Consider the following 17,958-nt stretch of genomic DNA (forward strand, 5'->3'; position numbering starts at 1 on the left):
ACGGTCGTCGCACACAGATGCGAGAACGGTTCCCAGAACTGGAGCTGTTCGCACCTTCCGGCGGGCGGGGAGGGGGCCTTGGCGCGGTACGGGCGCAAGCGCGGGAGCGGACCGCCGTCAGTCCGTGTACCCCACGGCGGCGCGGGAGCGGACCGCCGTCAGTCCGTGTACCCCACGGCCTTCAGCGCCTCCTCGACCTTCGCCCGGTGTTGCGCCTCCCAGTCGTCGAGCGACTGCGTCTCCTCCTTGGCCAGCCGCTCCCGGGCCGCGCGCAGCACCTCGGCCGCCCGTCCGGCGGGCGTCACGACGACGCCTTCCTCGTCCGCGACGACGATGTCCCCCGCCCGTACGCCCACGCCCCCGCAGCGCACCTCCTTGCCGAGCGAGCCGAGCCCCTTCTTCGTCCCCGGCACCGGCACGATCCCCCGCGCGTACACGGGGAATCCGGCCTCGCGCACCTCGCCGAGGTCGCGGATCACGCCGTCCACGACGAACCCGGCGATGCCGCGCCGCCGCGCCACGGCGCACACGTTCCCGCCCGCCAGCGCGTACTTGAGGTCCCCGGACTCCACGACGACGACCGAGCCGGGCGCCGCCCGGTAGATCGCCGCGTGCAGCATGAGGTTGTCCCCGGGCACGCACCGCACGGTGTACGCGGGCCCGGCGAGCCGCGGCCCGGGCCCCCACAGCGGCCGTATCCCCAGGTCCATGACCTGCGCCCCGCCCAGCACCTCGGCGAGCGTGGTCGACGGCACCTCCCCGAACTCCCCGAACCCCGCGGACTCGACGACGTCACTCATGCGCGCTCTCCTTCTCGGTGTGGCCACCACGGATCATGCCACCGGCGCGGGCGGGGCCACCTGTGACGTGCGCCGGAGTGCGGGCACGCCACAAGGCGCGGGGGACGGTCCGCCGTGCGCCGCCGCGGTGGGCGCCCAGTCCGTCAGAGGTGGAGCTTCCTGCCCTCGGCGAGCATCGCGACGAACTTCTCGATCCGGGCCGCGCGGGTCTGCGGCCGCTTGGCGTCCTGGACGCGGTAGAGGATTCCGAAGCGGTTGGCGCTGTCGAGTGTGCCGAAGAACTCGGCGGCGGCGGGGACGGCGTCCAGCGCGGCCCGGAGGTCCTCGGGCACCACGGCCTTGCTCGGGCTCGCGTACGCCGCGTCCCAGCGGCCGTCCGCCCTGGCCCTCTCGACCTCGGCCAGCCCCGGCGCGCGCATCCGCCCCTCCTCGATGAGGCGGGACGCCTTGTCCCGGTTCACCTGGGACCACTTGCTCGTGGGCCGCCGGGGGCTGAAGCGCTGCAACCAGTGCCGTTCGTCCAGCTTCTTCTTGTGTCCGTCGATCCAGCCGTAGCAGAGCGCCGATTCCAGGGCCGTGGCGTAGTCGACGCCGGTGAGTCCGGAGCCCTTCTTCGGGATGCGCAGCCACAGCCCCTTGGCCGCGGAGTGGTTGCGCTCCAGCCACTCCTCCCAGTCCGCCTGCGTGGCGAAGCCGAGAACGGGGTCCAGCGCGCTCGATGGTTCAGCCATACGCGGTATCCAAGGCCACCCGCCGGACGCGGGTCAATGACGTGCCCCCGAGCGGTCGTCGCCCCTGCCCGCGCCGGATGGCCGAAACCGCACCCTCGGAGGCTTCCGCGCGGGAGCGGTGGCCGTACATTCTTTGAACTCTGTACGGCACTTTTGTACGGTCGCCCCATGGACACGCAGCGAGCGCGCGAGGCCGGCCAGGAAGCGGATCTGCCGACGAACTGGGGGCGGTGGGGCGACGACGACCAACTCGGCACCCTCAATCTCATCACCGACGACGTACGGGCGCGGGGCGCCGCCGAGGTGCGGACCGGCCGCACGGTGTCGCTGGCCCGGCCGGTGGAGCCCACGCCGGTGGCGGCCGGGCCCTTCGCCCCGGTCACCCAGGCGGCCTCCGCCGTGACCCTGGTCATGATGGACACCGGCAGCCACGGGGCGGCCTCGGCGGACGTCATGACGGTCACCAACCACCACCCCCGCTCCACGCACCTGGACGCCGTGGCGCACATGGCCCACGAGGGACGCGTCTATCCCGGCCGGTCCCGGCGGGAGAGCGTCACGCCGACCGGTGTACGGCACGGTTCCACCACGGCGTTCGCCGCGGGCATCGCCACCCGCGGTGTCCTGCTCGACCTCGCCGCCGACGGATCGCTCCCGTCCGCTCACGCGGTGACCGGCGCGGACTTCGAAGCGGCCGAGGAGCGTCAGGGGGTCCGCCTGGAGCCCGGCGACGCGCTGGTGGTGCGGCTGGGTTGGGCGCCGGGCCCCGACCCCGAGCGGCGGCCGACCCCCGGTATCAGCCTCGACGCCGTGCGCTGGATGCACCGGCGCGGCGCCTCCCTCTACGCCGGTGACGCGGGCGAGGCGTATCCCCCGCTCGACCCCCGCCACCCCCTGCCCTTGCACCAGGTGGGGCTGGCCTTGACCGGCATGCCCCTCGTCGACGCGGCGGAGGTCGACGAACTGGCCGCCGTGTGCGCGGAGCTGGGCCGCTACGCCTTCTTGCTGACGCTGGCGCCGCCGCGCATCCACGGGATGACCGGAGTGCCGGTCAATCCGCTCGCGGTCTTCTGAATGGCGGCGGCCGCGACTGCTCGCGACGGGGAAGGGCGACGCGGGGCCCGCGACGGGGAAGGGCGACCCGGGGGCCTGTGACCGGGGCGGCGGCCGGGCGGCGTGCGACGCTCTTGCGGTGGGGGCGTCCGCGGTGCCGGGCCGCGGTCGGCCGCCCCCGGAACGGAGAACGCCCATGACGCAACCCACGTCCCTGGACGTCGAGACCATCCTGTCGGCCACCGAGGAGGTGCTGCGCCGCCACGGACCGGCCAAGGCCACGGTCCTGGACGTGGCGCAGGTGCTCGGCGTGAGCCACGCCAGCGTCTACCGGCGGTTCAGCTCGAAGGCCGCGCTGCGCGAGGCCGTCACCCGGCGCTGGCTCCGGCGCATCACCGACGCCCTGGCCCCGGTGGCGGGGGACACCCGGACCCCTCCCGCCGAGCGGCTGCGCCTCTGGCTCTCCCGCTTCTTCATCGAGATGCGCGCCCGTACCGGCGACGACCCGCAGCTCTTCGCCACGTACCGCATCCTGACGGCCGAGCACAACGAGGCCGTCGCCGACCACCTCGCGGACCTGCTCGGCCAGCTGCGCGGCATCATCGAGGACGGCATCGCCGACGGGGAGTTCACCGCCGCCGACCCCGCCGCGACGGCCGGGGCCGTGTTCGACGCGACCGCCCGCTTCCACCACCCCCTGCTCGCCGCCGAGTGGGCCCGCCCCGGCACCCGGGACGCGGCGGAGGCGGTCTCCGCCCTCGTCGTCAGGGGGCTGCGCGGCCGGTGAGCGGCGGACGGCCCGGTCCGGGCGGGCCGGTGGCGGGGGTGCGTTGAGCCCTCCCGGCGCGGACGCGTCCGCGTCCGCGCCACCGCGTACGCGTTCAGCGCGGCCACGCCCGCGTCAGCGCCGCCACCCCCGCTTCGGCTTCGCCCCCGTCACCGTTGCCACGCCCGCGCCAGCGTCTCGCGCAGTTCCTCCAGCGTCCCGGGGCCCAGCCGTTCGCCGAGTTCCCGTTCCAGGTCGCGGAGGATTCCCAGCGCGAGGTCGCGGCGCCGGGTGCCCGCCGCGGTCAGCCCGATGAGGGTGCTGCGCGGAAAGCCCGGCCCGGGTGTGCTGCTCAGGAGGCCCTCGTCGATGAGTTGCGTGACGGCGCGGTGCATCGTCTGGCGGCTGACCCCGGAGCGGCGGGCGAGTTCGGCGATGCTCAGTGCCGTGTCCTGGCTCAGGTGCGCCAGCACGGTCGTGTGCGCGGGGGTGGTCGGGGCCACGTCCGCCGCGTCGAGGCGTGCCACGAGCTCGTCGGAGAACCACCGCTGGCCGCGTTGCAGGAGCAGCGGCAGCGGCAGGTACGCGGTGCGGCGATCTTCGGCCGTCATGGCTCACACCTCTCCTCGCCCGGGCGTTCCGGGAGTTACAGTCCCAGTGTCAGCAAAGCTAACACTGGGAGCGTGGTCGCATGACAGGCTATGACGTCGACGTCTTGGTGGCGGGAGCCGGACCGGTCGGACTGATGGCCGCCTCACGGCTGGCACAGTCGGGTGTGTCGGTCCGCCTGGTGGACGCCGCGGCCGGTCCCGCGACGACCAGCCGCGCACTGGGTGCCCACGCGCGGAGCCTGGAGATCTACGACCAGCTCGGGATCGTCGGTGAGATCGCGCCGCACGGCACGAGGATCAACACCTTCGTCCGCCACCAGGGCGGGCGCGGGACGCGGCTCGACTTCGACTTCGCCGGACTGCCGACCCGGTTCCCGTACATGTTCAACGTCGACCAGGTGATCATCGAACGCGTGCTCCGCGCCTCGGCCGCCTCCGCCGGGGTCGCGGTGGAGTGGGACACGAGGCTGGAGTCGTTCGAGCAGGACGAGGACGCCGTCACGGCCGTCCTGTGCGGCGGTGACGGTCCGGACGCGGAGCGGGAGACCGTACGCGCCCGGTACCTGTGGGGCTGCGACGGCGGGCACTCGACCGTCCGCAAGGCGCTGGAACTGCCCCTGAAGGGCGAGGCCGCCCACACCTGGCTGATCGCCGACGCGGTCGTACGCACCGATGTCGACCGCGACGGCGTGCACTGGCTGTTCCCGCCGGGCGGCGCGCTGATGCTGTTCCCGTTCCCGGAGCCGGGCAAGTGGCGGCTGCTCGACACGAGCGGTGAGGGGCGGCCGGAGGACCCCGAGCAGATCGCCCGGCAGTTCAGCACCAAGCTGTCGCGGGCCCTGGAGCGCGACACCGTGGTCGAGAACCCCACCTGGGCGTCGAAGTTCACCATCCAGCAGCGGGCGGTACCCGCGATGCACGTCGGGCGGTGCTTCGTCTCGGGCGATGCCGCCCACGTCCACTCCCCGGCGTCGGGGCAGGGCCTCAACACCGGGGTCCAGGACGCCTACAACCTCGCCTGGAAGCTGGCCATGGTCGTCCACGGCCAGGCGGACGCGACCCTGCTCGACACCTACGACGCCGAACGCGTCCCCATCGGCCAGGCCCTGCTCGCCTCCACGAGCGAGGTCATGGGCACCGTCATGGTCGACACCGCCGGCGGGAAGGCCCCGGAATCCGCCGAGTCGATGCGCGCGTTCCAGCACGAGCTCATCCGGAACATGTCCGGACTGGCCATCGCCTATCCCGACAGCCCGCTGACCGTCCCCGAGGACGAGCCGGGCGAGGGCCCGCGTCCCGGCGAGCGGCTCACCCGGATCTGGGCGGCCGACGCCCAGTCACCCGGGTGGACAAGCCTGCGCGCACGGCTCAGGACCCCGGCCTGGCACCTGCTCGTCCTCGCCGGGGATCAGGACGCCGGGGCGGACGACGTCACCGCCGCCGGACTCCCGGACTGGGTGGAGCCCGTGAAGATCAGCCGCCACCGTCCGGACGACGAGCGCGGCGTGTGGGACCCGGACGGCGTGGTCCGCGACACGCTCGCGGCGGGCGACGGGGACTGGCTCCTCGTACGGCCCGACGGCTACCTCAGCGCCCGCGGCGCCGGTACCGCCCGCCTCCGCGCCGCCCTGGACCGGCTGACCGGCCTGCACACGTCTCCCCCGGCGCGGCACTGACCCCCGGCCGGGGGCCCCGACGACGACCGAGCCCGTGCGCGGGCGCCCCCGGCCCCGTACCCCAAGGCGCCTACACCGCCTCCGGGGCTGCCGTCGCGCTCGCCGAGAGCGGCGAGGACGCGTCAACGCCCGCCGTCGAGCAACTCACCGACGACGGACACCGGGCGCTCGCGCTGATCTGCGACGCCGCCGACGAGAGCGTCGAGCGGTTCGACCCCGTCCAGGGCGTCAACCTGCGGGGCGCGGTCCGTGCGGTCGGTGGTTGCCGCCCCGGGCGGGCGGAGCGGCCTGCCGGTACCGGTGACAGCAGCACTTCCGCACGCCTGTGAGCTGCCGTTTCACCGGCGGTGGCAGCGGAGCCGTCCGGTCCGGCAGATGGTGGAACCCCTCTACGGATGCTGCCCGGCCCGGTTGGGCCGATGGTGAGAGGTACCGCGTCCCGTGTCCGAACCATCGTGGGGAGCCAGGTCATGGCGAAGTAGACCGCGCGGGGGGTTTCGCGGCACAGAAAGGAAGGAACGAGATGGCTGACAACGGATTCGATCAGATCTTCCCCTCGGGAAGCGTACCCGTCAGTAACGTCTCCTTCGAGCCGGGCTGCCGCAACAACTGGCACATCCACCACGGCACGGGCGGCGGCGGTGACCAGGTCCTGCTGTGCGCGGCGGGCAGCGGCTGGTACCAGGCCGAGGGCGAGGACCGCGTGAGCATGGAGCCCGGCACCGTGATCCGCGTCCCGGCGGGCACGAAGCACTGGCACGGCGCGAAGGCCGACTCGTGGTTCTCCCACATCGCCTTCATCACCCCGGGCGAGGACGTCGGCAACGAATGGCTGGAGCCGGTCACCGACGAGGTGTACGGGCGGCTGCCGAAGAACGGAGCGACCGCATGAGCATCCTGAACGAGCACTACGTCCTGTCGAACGGCGTCAAGATCCCCCGACTCGGGCTGGGCACCTGGTTCATCGACGACGACAAGGCGGCCGACGCCGTCCGCGCGGCCGTCGAGATCGGCTACCGCAACATCGACACCGCCCAGGCGTACGGCAACGAGCGAGGCGTCGGTGAGGGAGTGCGCACCTCGGGCGTGCCCCGCGAAGAGCTGTTCGTCTCGACCAAACTCGCCGCGGAGATCAAGGACTACGACCAGGCGCTCGCCGCGATCGACGGTTCCCTCGAGAAGCTGGGTCTGGACCGCGTCGACCTGATGCTGATCCACAGCCCGCAGCCGTGGGACGACTTCCGCGGCGGCGACTACGCCGAGGGCAACCGCGCGGCATGGCGTGCCCTGGAGGACGCCTACCGGGCCGGCAAGATCCGCTCCATCGGCGTCTCCAACTTCCAGCAGCACGACGTGGAGAACATCCTGTCGAGCGCGAGCGTCGTCCCGCACGTCAACCAACTGCTCGTGCACGCCGGCAACACCCCCTCCGACCTGCTCGCCTACTGCGAGAGCAAGCAGATCCTCGTCGAGGCGTACTCGCCGATCGCCCACGGCGCGATCCTGAAGAACGCCGAGGTCCAGGCGATGGCCGCGCGGTACGGCGTGTCCGTGCCCCAGCTGTGCGTCCGCTACACCCTTCAGCTGGGCACGGTGTCGCTGCCCAAGACGGCGAACCCCGCGCACATGCGGTCCAACGCCGAGGTCGACTTCGAGATCTCCGGCGACGACATGGACGTACTGCGAGACCTGCGCGACGTGGACTACGGCGAACACACCGCCTTCCCCGTCTACAGCGGCAAGTGACACCGCACGAGCGCCACCCCGCCCACCCGGGCGGGCCATGACGAACCGGGCCGGAGCACCCGGCGCCGACGGTGTCGACGCCGGGTGGAGAGGTTCCCCGGGCGCGGACGGGGCGGAAGAACGCGCGGTCCCCTCGCCGAGCGGTCCGAGCACGCCCGGGATGTGCGGACCACCACGCTGAGGGAGACGTGCGACGATGGCGGCATGAACCGACTGGCTGACGAGCAGTCGCCCTACTTGCTCCAGCACGCCTCGAACCCAGTGGACTGGTGGCCCTGGGGAGAGGGGGCGATGACAGAAGCCGAGCGGCGCGACGTCCCCATCCTGCTGTCGGTCGGTTATGCCTCTTGCCACTGGTGGCAGTGACTAGCACTTTATCCATGAGTCTGCGGACATCTCTACTATCGGGGGAGTCGGTCTCATGCGGTGGTAATTCACAGGATGACCGCCCCTCCGACTTCGATCTCCGTCGGGTCGAGCGTTCGACGCGAGACCTGCGCGAGCCGTTGGGGCGGGGCGTGTTCGCCAACCAGCTGCATGGCGAGATGACTGAGCGCTGGCCTCCGGCAGCCACGGACATGGTGGCGAGCGTAGGGAAGAGTTGTCTCTATCCGCCGAGGGGCCCGGGGCCAGGGCGGCGCTGGGGAGGGTGCGAGGGCTGCCGCGGTGGTCGTCGGCGCGGTGAGAAGGCGAGCCGTCGGTCCTCGCCGCGGAGGGCACACGCTGCTCGTCGGTGCTTCAGTCGCCGCTTGCCCTGACGTAACTGCCGGACCGGGAAGAGGACACCAGCCCCGAGAGGTTGGACGTGCGTCTGCGCACGCACATCATCAGGAAGCTGGCGGACTGCCTCAACCGGTATCTGGCTCTGCTGGATCTTCCTGAAGTAGAGCGGCGCATCGATCCGGAGTCGTGGAGTCAGCTGGCTTGGCTGGACAGCGAGGATGCGACCGGGGAGACCTTCCGGTAGGCCATCGTGGGCCATGGAGACTACCGTGCTGCCGCGCGCCCTGTGCAGGAGAACGTCAACTTCTACGAGCAGGTGAACGAACTTCACAAGCTGGCACACCTGCTGTGGGGCGGTTACGCGTTCCACCTGAGCGTGTACGCGGACTGGCAGAGCGAGTACCTCGGGGCGATGGAATCGGGCACCTGATGATCCCGATTCTCCTGCCGTTACGGTGTCGGCTTCTTGTGCCGGGCGAGTAGCTCGGTGAAGAAGTCAGAGATGATTTGTGAGCCGTTCGGCCGGGTGAGTTCCCAGCCACCGAAGCGGTAGATCTCGTAGTCGGCCAGGCGCAAGCGCCGGTCTTCGGCGACCATCTCCGAGTAGAGCTCGGGCGAGGCGGTGTACGTGCTACGGCCTTTCGTGTCGGGCTTGTTCTTGGTTCCGTAGTGGTGGGCTCCGTCGACCTCGATGACGATGCGGGAGCGGTCGGGGGGCAGCAGGAGGAAGTCCATGCGCTGCCGGTACAGAGAGCCGCTGTGTGCACCGCTCTTGCGGGTGTAGGGGTCGTAGTGCAGGTAGACCTGAGGGATCAGCGCGGGCAGCTCGAACCCGGCCGGCTCGGCGTAGCGGGCGCAGTACGTGTGCAAGACCGTTTGCTCGGGCAGGGAATCCAGCGAACGGTAGAGGTGCCGGTACAGGGCGTCGGCAGCCGTGCGTTCATCGGCGGACGGCATGCGGTCTGCCCGCCACCAGCGGACCAGCTGGCGCCAGGTCAGGCCATGTGCAGAAAGCGGGTCGCTGTACACGAGGCAGTTGTGCGCGTTCTGGACGATCTCCACATCGTTGTTCACCGCGTCCCGCAGCACGATCTTCGGTTTCGGACCGACGGCCGCGAAGATGAGGTTCTTGAAGGTTCATCGGGGGCCGTTCTTGAACCGCTGCTCGTACTCGATCTCCCGCAGCTCATCCAGTGCCTCCCGGGTGGGACCGAGCAGCTCTTCGATGCAGTCACGGCGGGCCTGCCAGCTGCCGGACATGTCGTTCTTGCGCCAGTAGTCGAAGAACCCGCTGTGGTGCCGGAACGGCAGTTTGGGCGGTTCTACCCCCAGTCGGTCGAGGACTGCCCGATGTGCTTTGACGGCGAGGGCCACTTCCTCGTCGTTCATGCGCTCGTCGTGGTGGGTGCCTCGGGAGACGAAGTCTTCGTGTAGCAACCGTGTCAGGGACAGGGCCACGTCCAGGTCGGGCCGGGAGGGCAGCGGGCCGAACCGTAGTTCCTCCATCAGCTCGACGTTGAGCTCCCAGAGCTGGCACACCCACTCACCCGGCCGGAAGTGGGACCACTCCACGATGGCTTCGGGCGTGCCGCGAAAGAACTCGTCCGTGTCCATGCAGTTCTCCCCCGGGTGGGCTGATGCTGTGTGTGCAGAATTGTCGCCGAGGCCACTGACAGGTGGAAGTCGTTGCGTATGTGGAAGATTCTCGGGCGCCGCACGCAAGCGCGCCCGAGGGGCCGTCAGGAGAGTAGGTCGGTGATCTGCCGGGCGGCGTCGCGGGCGGGGCGGCCGACGCCGATGAGGGTGGCGGAGGCGGGGCCGATCCAGTCGCCGTAGCCGAGCAGGTGGAGCCGTGGTTCGCCCGGTGCGCGTGTGCCGTGGGCGGGGATGTGCCGGCGTAGGCCGCGCAGGTTTAGGGGACGAGGGGGCGAGTGCGGGGCGGAAGCCCGTGCACCACATGACGGCGTCGGCGTAGCTGTGGTTGCCGTCGGCTCACTGGACGCCGTCGGTGGTGAGCCGAGCGAACATCGGCTTCGCATGCAGCAGTCTGGCGTCGCGGGCAGCGCGAGCAGCGCGGACCGGCGGGACGGCCACGATGTCGCCAAGAGCGGCCATACCGCCCGTGTTGGACCTGCCGATGTCGAGGGTGCGGCGGCGGGCGGTGGCGACGTCGAACAGGGCGAGCGCGGCCGTCGATGTCGTCGGCCAGGAACCGCGGGGGCCGCTGGGTTACCGAGAGGACGTGGGGACGGTCGTCGAGGGTGAGGCCGGCGGCGATCTGCGCACCGGAGTTCCCGCCGCCGACCACGTTCACGCGCCGTCCGGTGAAGTCGGCCGGTGAGCGGTAGTTCACCGTGTGGAGCTGCTAGCCGGCGAATGCCGTGCGGTCGGGGACCGCGGGAAGGGAACCGGGACCCGGCGCCGGTCGCGGAGATGACCCCGCGGCCGGCCAGGTGCCGGAGCCTGTTTCGGCCGGGAACCGGTCGCCGTCGCGGTGTACGGCGTGCACACGAACCCCGTGCTGGACGGGCAGGTCGTAGCGCTGCTCGTAGTCGGTGAGGTAGTCCACCACGTGTCCGGCGTCCGTGCAGGACTGGCCGGGCTGGGCAGGCGTGAGCCGTCCGGGTAGCGAGGAGTGATCGGCCGAAGCCCCACATGTGCTGCCAGGACCTGCCCGGCGCCGGGTCTGCGTCCACGACGACGAAGCCGAGTCCTTGGCGGCGGAGGTGGTAACCGGCGGCGAGCCTGCCTGGCCGCCGATCACTGCCGCATCCGCACGGTCGGTTACGGGGCTGTGGTCACCGCGTCGGGGCGAACCTGCGGCGCCAGGCGACTGCGACGGACACGAGCCCGATCAGGGCCGAGACTTCGATCAGCGGGCTGATGACGCCGGACACGGCCTTGCCGGAGGTGACGCCGAACGTGGCGATGGCGACGGCGATGGCCAGTTCGAAGTTGTTGCCGCGAAGGTGAACGCGAGTGTGGCCGCGTGGTCGTAGGCGAGGCCGAGGCCCTTGCCGAGGAGGAGCGTCCCGGCGAACATGATCGCGAAGTACACCAGCAGCGGCAGCGCGATTGGCCTCGCGCTCTCATGAAGCGGACTGCCCGACGGTGGTCAGGTAAGCGAATAATTCCTCTGACCAGCAAGAATGAGGTTTGTCGAGGTCCTTGTTGCTGCCACTGCTGGAGGCGCACTTTCCGGGTGAAGACTCTCGCGTCCTATCCCCGTCTCAGGCGGTGGCATGTGCTGGACCAGGGCTTCGGCGTAGTCGCATGGAGCCCTGGTCGTGCCACCATTGAATAGGGCTCGCGTCAGGAGTCCTGCTGCACGGCCAGGTTGTCGATCAGTCGGCGTAGTTCCGTACTGGAAACGTGCATCGTGTACGGCAGATACACCACTTCGACGCCGACCGCGGCGAACTCCCGTTCCCACTGATCGCCTCGCGGGGTCCCCCTCCAGTCGTCCCCTTTGAACAGCCGGTGAAATCCGACCTGGCGCCAGGCTTCCATTTTCTCCAAGGTCGTGTCGACTATCGCCTCATCGACGTAAGTCATCGACCGCACGATCTCCAGCCGCTCATGGAGCGGCACGAAAGGAGGATGTCCCTTGTGCGCTGCGACCTCATCGGTCAGTACGCCCGCGACGAGGTAGTCGCACTGAGCACGGGCGTGCTTCAGGATGTTGACGTGCCCCACATGAAAGAGGTCGAACACACCCGACGCATATCCGATAACACGAGACATGTTTTCTTCCAATCACTCGAACGCCCGGATTTCTGCAGAAACTCTTCGCATGGCGTCCTGCTCCGCGTTGCGGTGAAGCAGGACGCCGTGCGAAGCAAACGACGGGACTCGGGGGCTTCGGGGCGGTCAGCCCATGGCTGACCCGAAAGCGCCGCCGGCCGCCGGCAGACCCCCCTGGCCCGGCCTGAATGCCGTGGCCGTGCCGGTGGTTCCGCTGCGGCCGGCGGTGACGTTGCCCCACGGGAGGGCGTAGGCGGCGCCGTACTGGGCGGTTTTCGGAACCCCGACGTAGAGCCGGGTGGCCGTGCCGGCCAAGTTCTCACCGACCGCGTGACCGGCAGTTGGCGTGCCACCGAGTCCTGAAGCGTCCCCAGCCTGGAGCCAGCTGTCGGTGGCGCCAGGAGCGTCGAACGGGTAGAAGGTCTGCACCGCGCCCGCGCCGCTGATGGCGCCGATGTCCTTGCCCGGTATGCCGATGGCCAGGTTCAGCGTCTGCGCACTGCCCGAGGTGCCCGCGTCGAGATTCGTGAGAACAAGGCTCTGCCCGAACCTGTCACCAGCTGCCGCGGAGCCGTCTACGTTCGTGACCTCGGCGTTGATGCTGGACACCTGACTCACCTGGCCCGCCGAAGTGATCCTGAACGCCTGCACGGTGCCGGCCTCGGTGACGTCGGTGGTGCCCACCGTGAGTGCCTCGCCCGGCGAGCCCACCGCCATGATCGTGTCGGTTGCGGACGTCGCACCCGTCGGCATGTAAGCGACAGCAGCCACGGCCGCGCCGAACTGATCGCCGGCCTCCGCGGCGCCGCTGACGGCCTTGCCGTCCTGGTGGAGCCCAGCGATCGGGGCCGGGATTCCGCTGCTGTTCAGGCCATGCTGAAATACCTGGACGCTACCGGCATTCTTCAGGGTGCCCACCGCCTCGCCAGGCGCGCCGATGACGATGTGATGCGCCGAGCCGGCGAGGGAGGCGCCGAACAGGTCTCCCTCCTCGGCGGGCCCCTGTGTCCCCGGAGTGTTCTGGTTGATGGCGACGTTGACGTTGCCCCGGAGGTAGTAAGCGACGCCCGCGTCCACGACGGTCCCGAGGTCCTCGCCCGGTGCGCCGATCACCAAGTAGGGCTCACCCTGGGCCGTGTGCCCGGCGGCGATGGCGGCACCGAAGCGGTCACCCGCTTCCGGAGTCGTGGCCTTGATGGCCCCCTCCCCGGTGCCCTGAATGAGGTTGAGAGCCGCCGGGCCGGTTCCCAGGCCGCCGGGCGCTCCGTGGAGCACCTGGACCGACCCGGCGTCAGGGCTGCTGTCGATGTCCTCACCGGGGGTCCCGACGACGAGGTCCGTGCATCCGTCCTGGTCGTGGTCGAAGGTGGCGAGCTTCTCGCCGTACATGTCTCCGGGCTCGGCGTCGCCCGGGACGGCGGCAAGGTCTTGGTGGAGTTCCGCTGTGCCCTTGCCTCCGCCGTATACGACGCGGACGAGGCCAGCTTCCGCGTCGCCGCCGACGCTCGCCCTGGGGTCTCCGATGACGGTGTCCTCGACACCATCGCAGTTGAAGTCCGTGATCATGCCGGTCCGGGGAGGCTCCGTCAGGACGATCTGGAGGCGCGGTGTGGTGGCGCCGGTGTAGGTGATTGCCTTGCCCGTGCCTTTCAGGAGGGTCTCTAGCGCGGCGATCGGCTTATCGGGGAAGGTCTGTTTCAAGATCGCCAGGCGCCGGTGACATGGGGCGTGGCCATGGAAGTTCCGTTCATCGAGCCGTACTTCCCGCCGGGAAGTGAGGACACGATGCTGGTGCCGGGGGCGAGGAGGTCCACGAGCGGCCCGCGGTTGGTGAAGGTGGCGAGCTGGTCGTCGTCCGTGCTGGCGCCCACCGTGATCGCGGACGGTACACATCCCGGTGCATTGACGGCGTCGGCGTAGCCGTCATTTCCGGCCGCGACCACCGTGGCGACGTCTGCGGCGCGCAGGCTGTCGATAATCGCCGCGCGGACATCGGTGGAACAGGGGGTGGTCCAGTTTCCCCCGCCCAGGCTCAAGTTGGCCGCGACGACGGGTGTCCCGGCCTTCTTGAGGGCCAGGACCTTTTCCAACCCCTTGATCTGGGAACTGGTGAAGCTGAGCACACAGGGGTTCAGCCCGGGTCCGCAGAAGTCCTCGGAGTCGAACTTGGAGAACACCTGGACAGCGATGATGTCTGCACCGGGCGCCACACCGCGTTTCGGCGCCCCGCTGATGCCCGTCCCATTGCCAGCGGCGATGCCAGCGACGTGGGTGCCGTGGGCGCACGCGGAACCGATGGCCGCGCAGGGGCCGGTTTCGGAGTCGGCGCTTGCGGAGCCTTCTTGCTGGGCGGTGCCGTTGGGACACAGGCTGGTGGCACCGTAGCTCTCATCGTTGACGGAGAAACACGCTTGGGCCTTCACCCGGCCGGAGAGGAACGGGTGCTTGACGGCAACGCCGGTGTCGAGTATCGCGACAGCGGAACCAGCTCCGGTCTTCCCTGCCGCGACGGCCTGGTCACTGCCGATCTTGACCGTGGACTCGTTCAGTGTGGGCGGAACCGGGACGTCTTCGGTGACACTGATGACGCCGGGCTTGGTGTTCAGTTTCTGGAGACCCCGCGCGTCCACGCGAAGGGTGACCATCGGCAAGGTGTCGTAGGACACGAGGGTTTGGCCCGCCGCGGAGGCGGAGTCCAGATCGGAACGCTGATCGGTGACGACATTGACGCGAACAGTGCCGCCGTCCTGGGTACTGTCGAATAGCGGGCGGTCGACGGGCCCGGGTTCCGCAGCCCGGGCGGTGGCCCCGGACAGAGGGCCGCCCCCTCCAGGTATCGCGGTGACCGCCAAGGCTGCCGCTGCCGCGACCACCAAGGCTCGTATACGTGTTTTCACGCATTACTCCGTGGGAAATAGGGCTGGCATGAGCTGAAGCAGGTTCGGTTATGGCTTGAGCTGCGCCCCCGACGCCCTGCTGAATCGGGTGATAGGGCGCCGGAAAAGCGCCAAGACGGATCACCTGGGTCGGGCCGGGAGCGGAAGAAATTCGCTCCCGGCCCGTTGGCCGAGCTCTCACGCGCGCTCGACTTGCCGCGCGGTGCGGGCACGGTTCCGGTCCTACTTGGTGGCGTTGGCGCCGTTCTTCGGCTGGCCGCCCCACTTCTTGTTGCTCACGGCCTTGTAGTATGTCCACGCGAAGGAGCTGCACATCGGGCGCGTGAAGATGTTGTATTTCTGGCAGGTGTGCTTGTTCATCGTGGTGTAGAAGGCTTTGTCGACATTCGACTTCTTGTGCTTGTCGAGGTAGTACACGTAGCCCTTGTACGCGTTGCCGATCAGGCCGTAGCCGTAGTCGTGCATGTCGCACGGGACACGGAAGTCGAAGCCGCCGGGCCTGCTGATATTGGGGCCGGGCGTGCTGCAGTGGTCGTAATTGATGCCCACGACGCGCTTACCGGTCTTCGTGTGCATGAACCAGGGCTGGTGCCAGCCGTAGTGCGCGACCCAGGCCGAACAGCCCGCCTCGCGGTAGTAAAGCCAGTCCGTGGCACGGTCGCAGTGGCGCGGATATGCCTGGGGGTCGGTGATTTCTCCGCTGACGAAGTCGCTCGCGGGCGGCGCGGTCGCCGAGGTACCGATTCCGGCTGCGCCTTCGAGCGGCGCGTCGAGGCCAGGGCTTGGCGCTCCCACAGGATCGACGACCGGGGAGGCAGAACCGGCCGGGAACGCCAGGTCCCACGCACCGTCGGTGGGCGAGACGAGATCGGAAACGCGTCCGGTGGAGTCGTAGGAATACGAGGACACCACCTCGCTTCCCTCGGCAGGGTTGGCGACGGAACGAAGCAGACCGGAGGTGTCGTAGGAGTATCGGGCGAGTGTCTGTGTCGTGGCGCCGTCGGTGAGGGTGATCTCTCTCGCTCGGCCCGTGAACTCCCCCGGAGCCGTACTCGTCGCCGTCGTGGCCGTCGAGTACTTGACCGACAGGCGCTGGGACGTGGTCTCCCCGATCTCGGTGTCCTCGATGGTGGAGATGCGACCCTTGGTGTCGTATACGACCGAGGAGAGACCACTGTCGGTGTCGGTGCCCACATCCGTGACGCGCCACTTGTCGGTCCCGGAAGCGACCTGCTTCCAGGTGTAGGTGGGCGTCAGCTCGCTGAGTTCGAGAGAGGTACCGGCGTCGGCGTCGCCGGACAGATCGGCGTCCGGTACCGACGTTGCCGCGTTGATGGCTTCCAAAGCGGTGGACACCATCGTGCCGCTCGCTTCGTCGAACCTGGTGGTTTCGGTGAGTGTGTCCCCCTGAGAGGACGCGTACTTCTTGACGCCTCCCCCATTCGGGTAGTCGATACTGCTCTTCAGGGCGTAAGTGAGGGCAACGCCCTCGTTGAGGTCGGTGACGACGACGGAGTCGGCGTTCTGCTTCAGCTGGCGGTTGAGCTGGCCGCCCAGGAACTCGGCCTGCCAGCCCGGGCCGAAGGCCCCCATGTCGGCGCGGGACGCGGGGGCCGACTCCGGCTTCGATACGCCCCCCGCCTGGGCGGCGACAGTGTGGCTACGGCCCATGACGCCCTCCGCCACGTCCGTTTCGTAGACCTCGAAGGTCTTGTCCGAGGTCGAGTACACGCCCGGGCCCACCTGCTCGATCTCGCCGTCCGCCAGAGGCGGATCGACGACCGCGGCCGGCGCGGCGGACGGCGGGTCCACAGGCGCCGCTACGGCCATACCCTCCGAAAGCACGAGGGAGAGGGACAGGATTACTAACACAGGAAGCGCACTTTTGCGCACAGATTCCCCCCACGAGAATGAAAACGTGAATGATCCGAATAGATCAAGCCGGAACAGTAAGCGACACCCGGTCGATTCCACAAGCACCAAAAAACGGAACCCCACCCCCCATTTTTCGCGCCGCCTTTTAGCTTTAAAGGCCAACGAGAATTTACGTTACAAGGCCACGTGAATTCTCACCGGCAACATGAGTACGCGTACTCATGTGTGCCCCGGTTACTTATGAGCAGGGATGGCCGCCAGGCGGGTACTGATTTTCATGAGTAGCAGTACTCATGACGACCCCATGGCCGCATTCGGAGACTGTTCCCATGACACGAGACCGCGCCCTCCGCAGCGCCTTCGCGCACGTTTCCCGCCCGCTGGCTCTGGGCGGCTTAGCCGCTTTCACGGCTTTCGCCATTGCCGCCTGCGGTACGGAAGAACTCAGTGGTGTACGCCCTCAGGGCGGGCCTGAGGCGAGCGCCGATTCGGCGGTGAGCGCCCCGGCACCGTCCGCGCAGCAGGCGGCCTTCACGGCCATGCTCGACGAAATGGCCCGGTCGTGCCCTTCCCCCGGCGGGGGCCCGCTCGCCACGAAGCCACCCGTCCATCAGCGGGAGCGCCGTATCGCACCAGGTGAGACGCCTCCGGCCGAACCGATCGAGCCACTCAGCCCCACAGGTCCCGAGACCGTACTGACCGCCCGCGAATGGTGCGCGAGCGTCCGCCACGAACACCGCCTTCTGCTCGCGCTTCAAGCGATCCCGGAGCCCACTCCTGCCAAGGTCCGCCGGGTCCTGAACGAACTCGGATACATCGACGCGCACATCCATGACCTCGCACAGGACGGCGAGCGCACCCGCTTCCACCTCGACCTGCGCCAGGAGGGCGGCACCCTCTGCGAGACGGGAACAGCAGCCGGCGCGGAGTCGGACGTGGCGCCGTGTGCCGCCCGGGCCACAGGAGCGTTCACGGTGGAAGTGGAGTAGTAGGGCCCTGGGCAGGGGAGCGCGCTCACGCCCTCGGTGCGTCACACCCGGCACCTTCGCCGGGTGTGTATCTGCCCCACGCCTACGCCGCAGTGGCAGCCACAGCCACGCTGGCCCTCACCCGGCGTCCCTGTGAACCTCAGACTTCCATGGGGTGGGCTGTCCGAACTGATCGAAAATGCAAGAAGTACTACTGACCTGGAACGATAGGCCTTGCCGAGGGTCCAGATCGTGCCGTGAAAGAAGCGCTTCTCGGGTGAAGAAGCGTACGGAGTCGTACCCGCGTGTCCGCGTCGCGGGCGGTAGTCTCGCAGGCCCAGGGCATGTTGCGGGCCGAGGCCGGCCGC

General features: G+C 69.4%; 17 protein-coding genes and 3 pseudogenes. 9 read left to right on the forward strand and 11 right to left on the reverse strand.

Annotation, left to right across the window (positions count from 1 at the left end; genetic code table 11):
- Positions 1 to 158 precede the first annotated feature (158 nt).
- Both ACIP4O_RS05575 and ACIP4O_RS05580 read right to left on the reverse strand, forming a co-directional pair.
- Positions 159 to 800 carry an RraA family protein gene (locus tag ACIP4O_RS05575; protein WP_401571818.1) on the reverse strand — a complete coding sequence of 214 codons (642 nt, stop codon included), beginning with the start codon at positions 798 to 800 and terminating at the stop codon, positions 159 to 161.
- A gap of 143 nt (positions 801 to 943) precedes the next feature.
- Positions 944 to 1,531 carry a YdeI family protein gene (locus ACIP4O_RS05580; RefSeq protein ID WP_401571821.1) on the reverse strand — a complete coding sequence of 196 codons (588 nt, stop codon included), beginning with the start codon at positions 1,529 to 1,531 and terminating at the stop codon, positions 944 to 946.
- A gap of 168 nt (positions 1,532 to 1,699) precedes the next feature.
- On the opposite strand from ACIP4O_RS05580, the gene ACIP4O_RS05585 reads away from it, so the two are divergent.
- Both ACIP4O_RS05585 and ACIP4O_RS05590 read left to right on the forward strand, forming a co-directional pair.
- Positions 1,700 to 2,605: a cyclase family protein gene (locus tag ACIP4O_RS05585; RefSeq protein ID WP_401571824.1), complete on the forward strand. Its 906-nt coding sequence runs from the start codon at positions 1,700 to 1,702 to the stop codon at positions 2,603 to 2,605.
- 175 nt (positions 2,606 to 2,780) lie between these two features.
- Positions 2,781 to 3,371 carry a TetR/AcrR family transcriptional regulator gene (locus ACIP4O_RS05590; RefSeq protein ID WP_401571827.1) on the forward strand — a complete coding sequence of 197 codons (591 nt, stop codon included), beginning with the start codon at positions 2,781 to 2,783 and terminating at the stop codon, positions 3,369 to 3,371.
- A 149-nt stretch (positions 3,372 to 3,520) separates the two neighbouring features.
- On the opposite strand, the gene ACIP4O_RS05595 is transcribed toward ACIP4O_RS05590, so the two are convergent.
- Positions 3,521 to 3,961: a MarR family winged helix-turn-helix transcriptional regulator gene (locus ACIP4O_RS05595; RefSeq protein WP_401571829.1), complete on the reverse strand. Its 441-nt coding sequence runs from the start codon at positions 3,959 to 3,961 to the stop codon at positions 3,521 to 3,523.
- Between the two features lie 80 nt (positions 3,962 to 4,041).
- On the opposite strand from ACIP4O_RS05595, the gene ACIP4O_RS05600 reads away from it, so the two are divergent.
- From ACIP4O_RS05600 to ACIP4O_RS05625, 6 genes and pseudogenes are all read left to right on the forward strand, one after another.
- A complete protein-coding gene (locus ACIP4O_RS05600) occupies positions 4,042 to 5,637 on the forward strand; it encodes an FAD-dependent monooxygenase (RefSeq protein WP_401571832.1) in 1,596 nt (531 codons plus the stop codon).
- A 523-nt stretch (positions 5,638 to 6,160) separates the two neighbouring features.
- Positions 6,161 to 6,529, forward strand: a complete 369-nt coding sequence (locus ACIP4O_RS05605) for a cupin domain-containing protein (RefSeq protein WP_401571835.1) — start codon at positions 6,161 to 6,163, stop codon at positions 6,527 to 6,529.
- Positions 6,526 to 7,383: an aldo/keto reductase gene (locus ACIP4O_RS05610; RefSeq protein ID WP_401571837.1), complete on the forward strand. Its 858-nt coding sequence runs from the start codon at positions 6,526 to 6,528 to the stop codon at positions 7,381 to 7,383. The genes ACIP4O_RS05605 and ACIP4O_RS05610 overlap by 4 nt, the downstream gene beginning before the upstream one ends.
- Before the next feature lie 204 nt (positions 7,384 to 7,587).
- Positions 7,588 to 7,740 (forward strand): annotated as a pseudogene (locus tag ACIP4O_RS05615) (DUF255 domain-containing protein); the annotation flags it as partial.
- Positions 7,741 to 8,188: 448 nt separating this feature from the next.
- The gene (locus tag ACIP4O_RS05620) at positions 8,189 to 8,350 is read left to right on the forward strand and encodes a hypothetical protein (RefSeq protein ID WP_401571840.1); all 162 of its coding nucleotides are present in this window, start codon (positions 8,189 to 8,191) and stop codon (positions 8,348 to 8,350) included.
- Between the two features lie 6 nt (positions 8,351 to 8,356).
- Positions 8,357 to 8,536: a hypothetical protein gene (locus tag ACIP4O_RS05625; protein ID WP_401571843.1), complete on the forward strand. Its 180-nt coding sequence runs from the start codon at positions 8,357 to 8,359 to the stop codon at positions 8,534 to 8,536.
- 20 nt (positions 8,537 to 8,556) lie between these two features.
- Here the strand turns inward: ACIP4O_RS05625 and ACIP4O_RS05630 are convergent, their stop codons facing one another.
- From ACIP4O_RS05630 to ACIP4O_RS05665, 8 genes and pseudogenes are all read right to left on the reverse strand, one after another.
- On the reverse strand, positions 8,557 to 9,195 hold the full coding sequence (locus ACIP4O_RS05630; protein ID WP_401571845.1) for a hypothetical protein: 639 nt from the start codon (positions 9,193 to 9,195) through the stop codon (positions 8,557 to 8,559).
- Positions 9,196 to 9,243: 48 nt separating this feature from the next.
- On the reverse strand, positions 9,244 to 9,720 hold the full coding sequence (locus ACIP4O_RS05635) for a hypothetical protein (RefSeq protein ID WP_401571847.1): 477 nt from the start codon (positions 9,718 to 9,720) through the stop codon (positions 9,244 to 9,246).
- A 125-nt stretch (positions 9,721 to 9,845) separates the two neighbouring features.
- Positions 9,846 to 10,870, reverse strand: a pseudogene (locus ACIP4O_RS05640) (NAD(P)-binding domain-containing protein).
- Positions 10,871 to 10,904: 34 nt separating this feature from the next.
- Positions 10,905 to 11,182 (reverse strand): annotated as a pseudogene (locus tag ACIP4O_RS05645) (arsenic resistance protein); the annotation flags it as partial.
- Between the two features lie 236 nt (positions 11,183 to 11,418).
- The gene (locus ACIP4O_RS05650; RefSeq protein WP_401571850.1) at positions 11,419 to 11,850 is read right to left on the reverse strand and encodes an adenylyltransferase/cytidyltransferase family protein; all 432 of its coding nucleotides are present in this window, start codon (positions 11,848 to 11,850) and stop codon (positions 11,419 to 11,421) included.
- A gap of 126 nt (positions 11,851 to 11,976) precedes the next feature.
- Complete coding sequence (locus tag ACIP4O_RS05655; protein ID WP_401571852.1) at positions 11,977 to 13,551, reverse strand: esterase; 1,575 nt, start codon at positions 13,549 to 13,551, stop codon at positions 11,977 to 11,979.
- Positions 13,548 to 14,723 carry a S8 family peptidase gene (locus ACIP4O_RS05660; protein ID WP_401571855.1) on the reverse strand — a complete coding sequence of 392 codons (1,176 nt, stop codon included), beginning with the start codon at positions 14,721 to 14,723 and terminating at the stop codon, positions 13,548 to 13,550. The genes ACIP4O_RS05655 and ACIP4O_RS05660 overlap by 4 nt, the downstream gene beginning before the upstream one ends.
- 246 nt (positions 14,724 to 14,969) lie before the next feature.
- Positions 14,970 to 16,577 (reverse strand): phospholipase A2, encoded by a 1,608-nt coding sequence (locus ACIP4O_RS05665; RefSeq protein WP_401571858.1) that lies wholly within the window; start codon positions 16,575 to 16,577, stop codon positions 14,970 to 14,972.
- Between the two features lie 374 nt (positions 16,578 to 16,951).
- Here ACIP4O_RS05665 and ACIP4O_RS05670 point away from each other — a divergent pair, with 374 nt between their 5' ends.
- The gene (locus ACIP4O_RS05670; RefSeq protein WP_401571860.1) at positions 16,952 to 17,611 is read left to right on the forward strand and encodes a hypothetical protein; all 660 of its coding nucleotides are present in this window, start codon (positions 16,952 to 16,954) and stop codon (positions 17,609 to 17,611) included.
- The last annotated feature ends 347 nt before the right edge of the window (positions 17,612 to 17,958 follow it).

Source organism: Streptomyces sp. NPDC088923, assembly GCF_044749745.1.
GTDB lineage: Bacteria > Actinomycetota > Actinomycetes > Streptomycetales > Streptomycetaceae > Streptomyces.

Bases quoted from the DNA above. Each gene is read 5' to 3' on its own strand.
- ACIP4O_RS05575 (WP_401571818.1), bottom strand. From the start codon at position 800: ATGAGTGACGTCGTCGAGTCCGCGGGGTTCGGGGAGTTCGGGGAGGTG.
- ACIP4O_RS05580 (WP_401571821.1), bottom strand. From the start codon at position 1,531: ATGGCTGAACCATCGAGCGCGCTGGACCCCGTTCTCGGCTTCGCCACG.
- ACIP4O_RS05585 (WP_401571824.1), top strand. From the start codon at position 1,700: ATGGACACGCAGCGAGCGCGCGAGGCCGGCCAGGAAGCGGATCTGCCG.
- ACIP4O_RS05590 (WP_401571827.1), top strand. From the start codon at position 2,781: ATGACGCAACCCACGTCCCTGGACGTCGAGACCATCCTGTCGGCCACC.
- ACIP4O_RS05595 (WP_401571829.1), bottom strand. From the start codon at position 3,961: ATGACGGCCGAAGATCGCCGCACCGCGTACCTGCCGCTGCCGCTGCTC.
- ACIP4O_RS05600 (WP_401571832.1), top strand. From the start codon at position 4,042: ATGACAGGCTATGACGTCGACGTCTTGGTGGCGGGAGCCGGACCGGTC.
- ACIP4O_RS05605 (WP_401571835.1), top strand. From the start codon at position 6,161: ATGGCTGACAACGGATTCGATCAGATCTTCCCCTCGGGAAGCGTACCC.
- ACIP4O_RS05610 (WP_401571837.1), top strand. From the start codon at position 6,526: ATGAGCATCCTGAACGAGCACTACGTCCTGTCGAACGGCGTCAAGATC.
- ACIP4O_RS05635 (WP_401571847.1), bottom strand. From the start codon at position 9,720: ATGGACACGGACGAGTTCTTTCGCGGCACGCCCGAAGCCATCGTGGAG.
- ACIP4O_RS05650 (WP_401571850.1), bottom strand. From the start codon at position 11,850: ATGTCTCGTGTTATCGGATATGCGTCGGGTGTGTTCGACCTCTTTCAT.
- ACIP4O_RS05665 (WP_401571858.1), bottom strand. From the start codon at position 16,577: ATGGCCGTAGCGGCGCCTGTGGACCCGCCGTCCGCCGCGCCGGCCGCG.
- ACIP4O_RS05670 (WP_401571860.1), top strand. From the start codon at position 16,952: ATGACACGAGACCGCGCCCTCCGCAGCGCCTTCGCGCACGTTTCCCGC.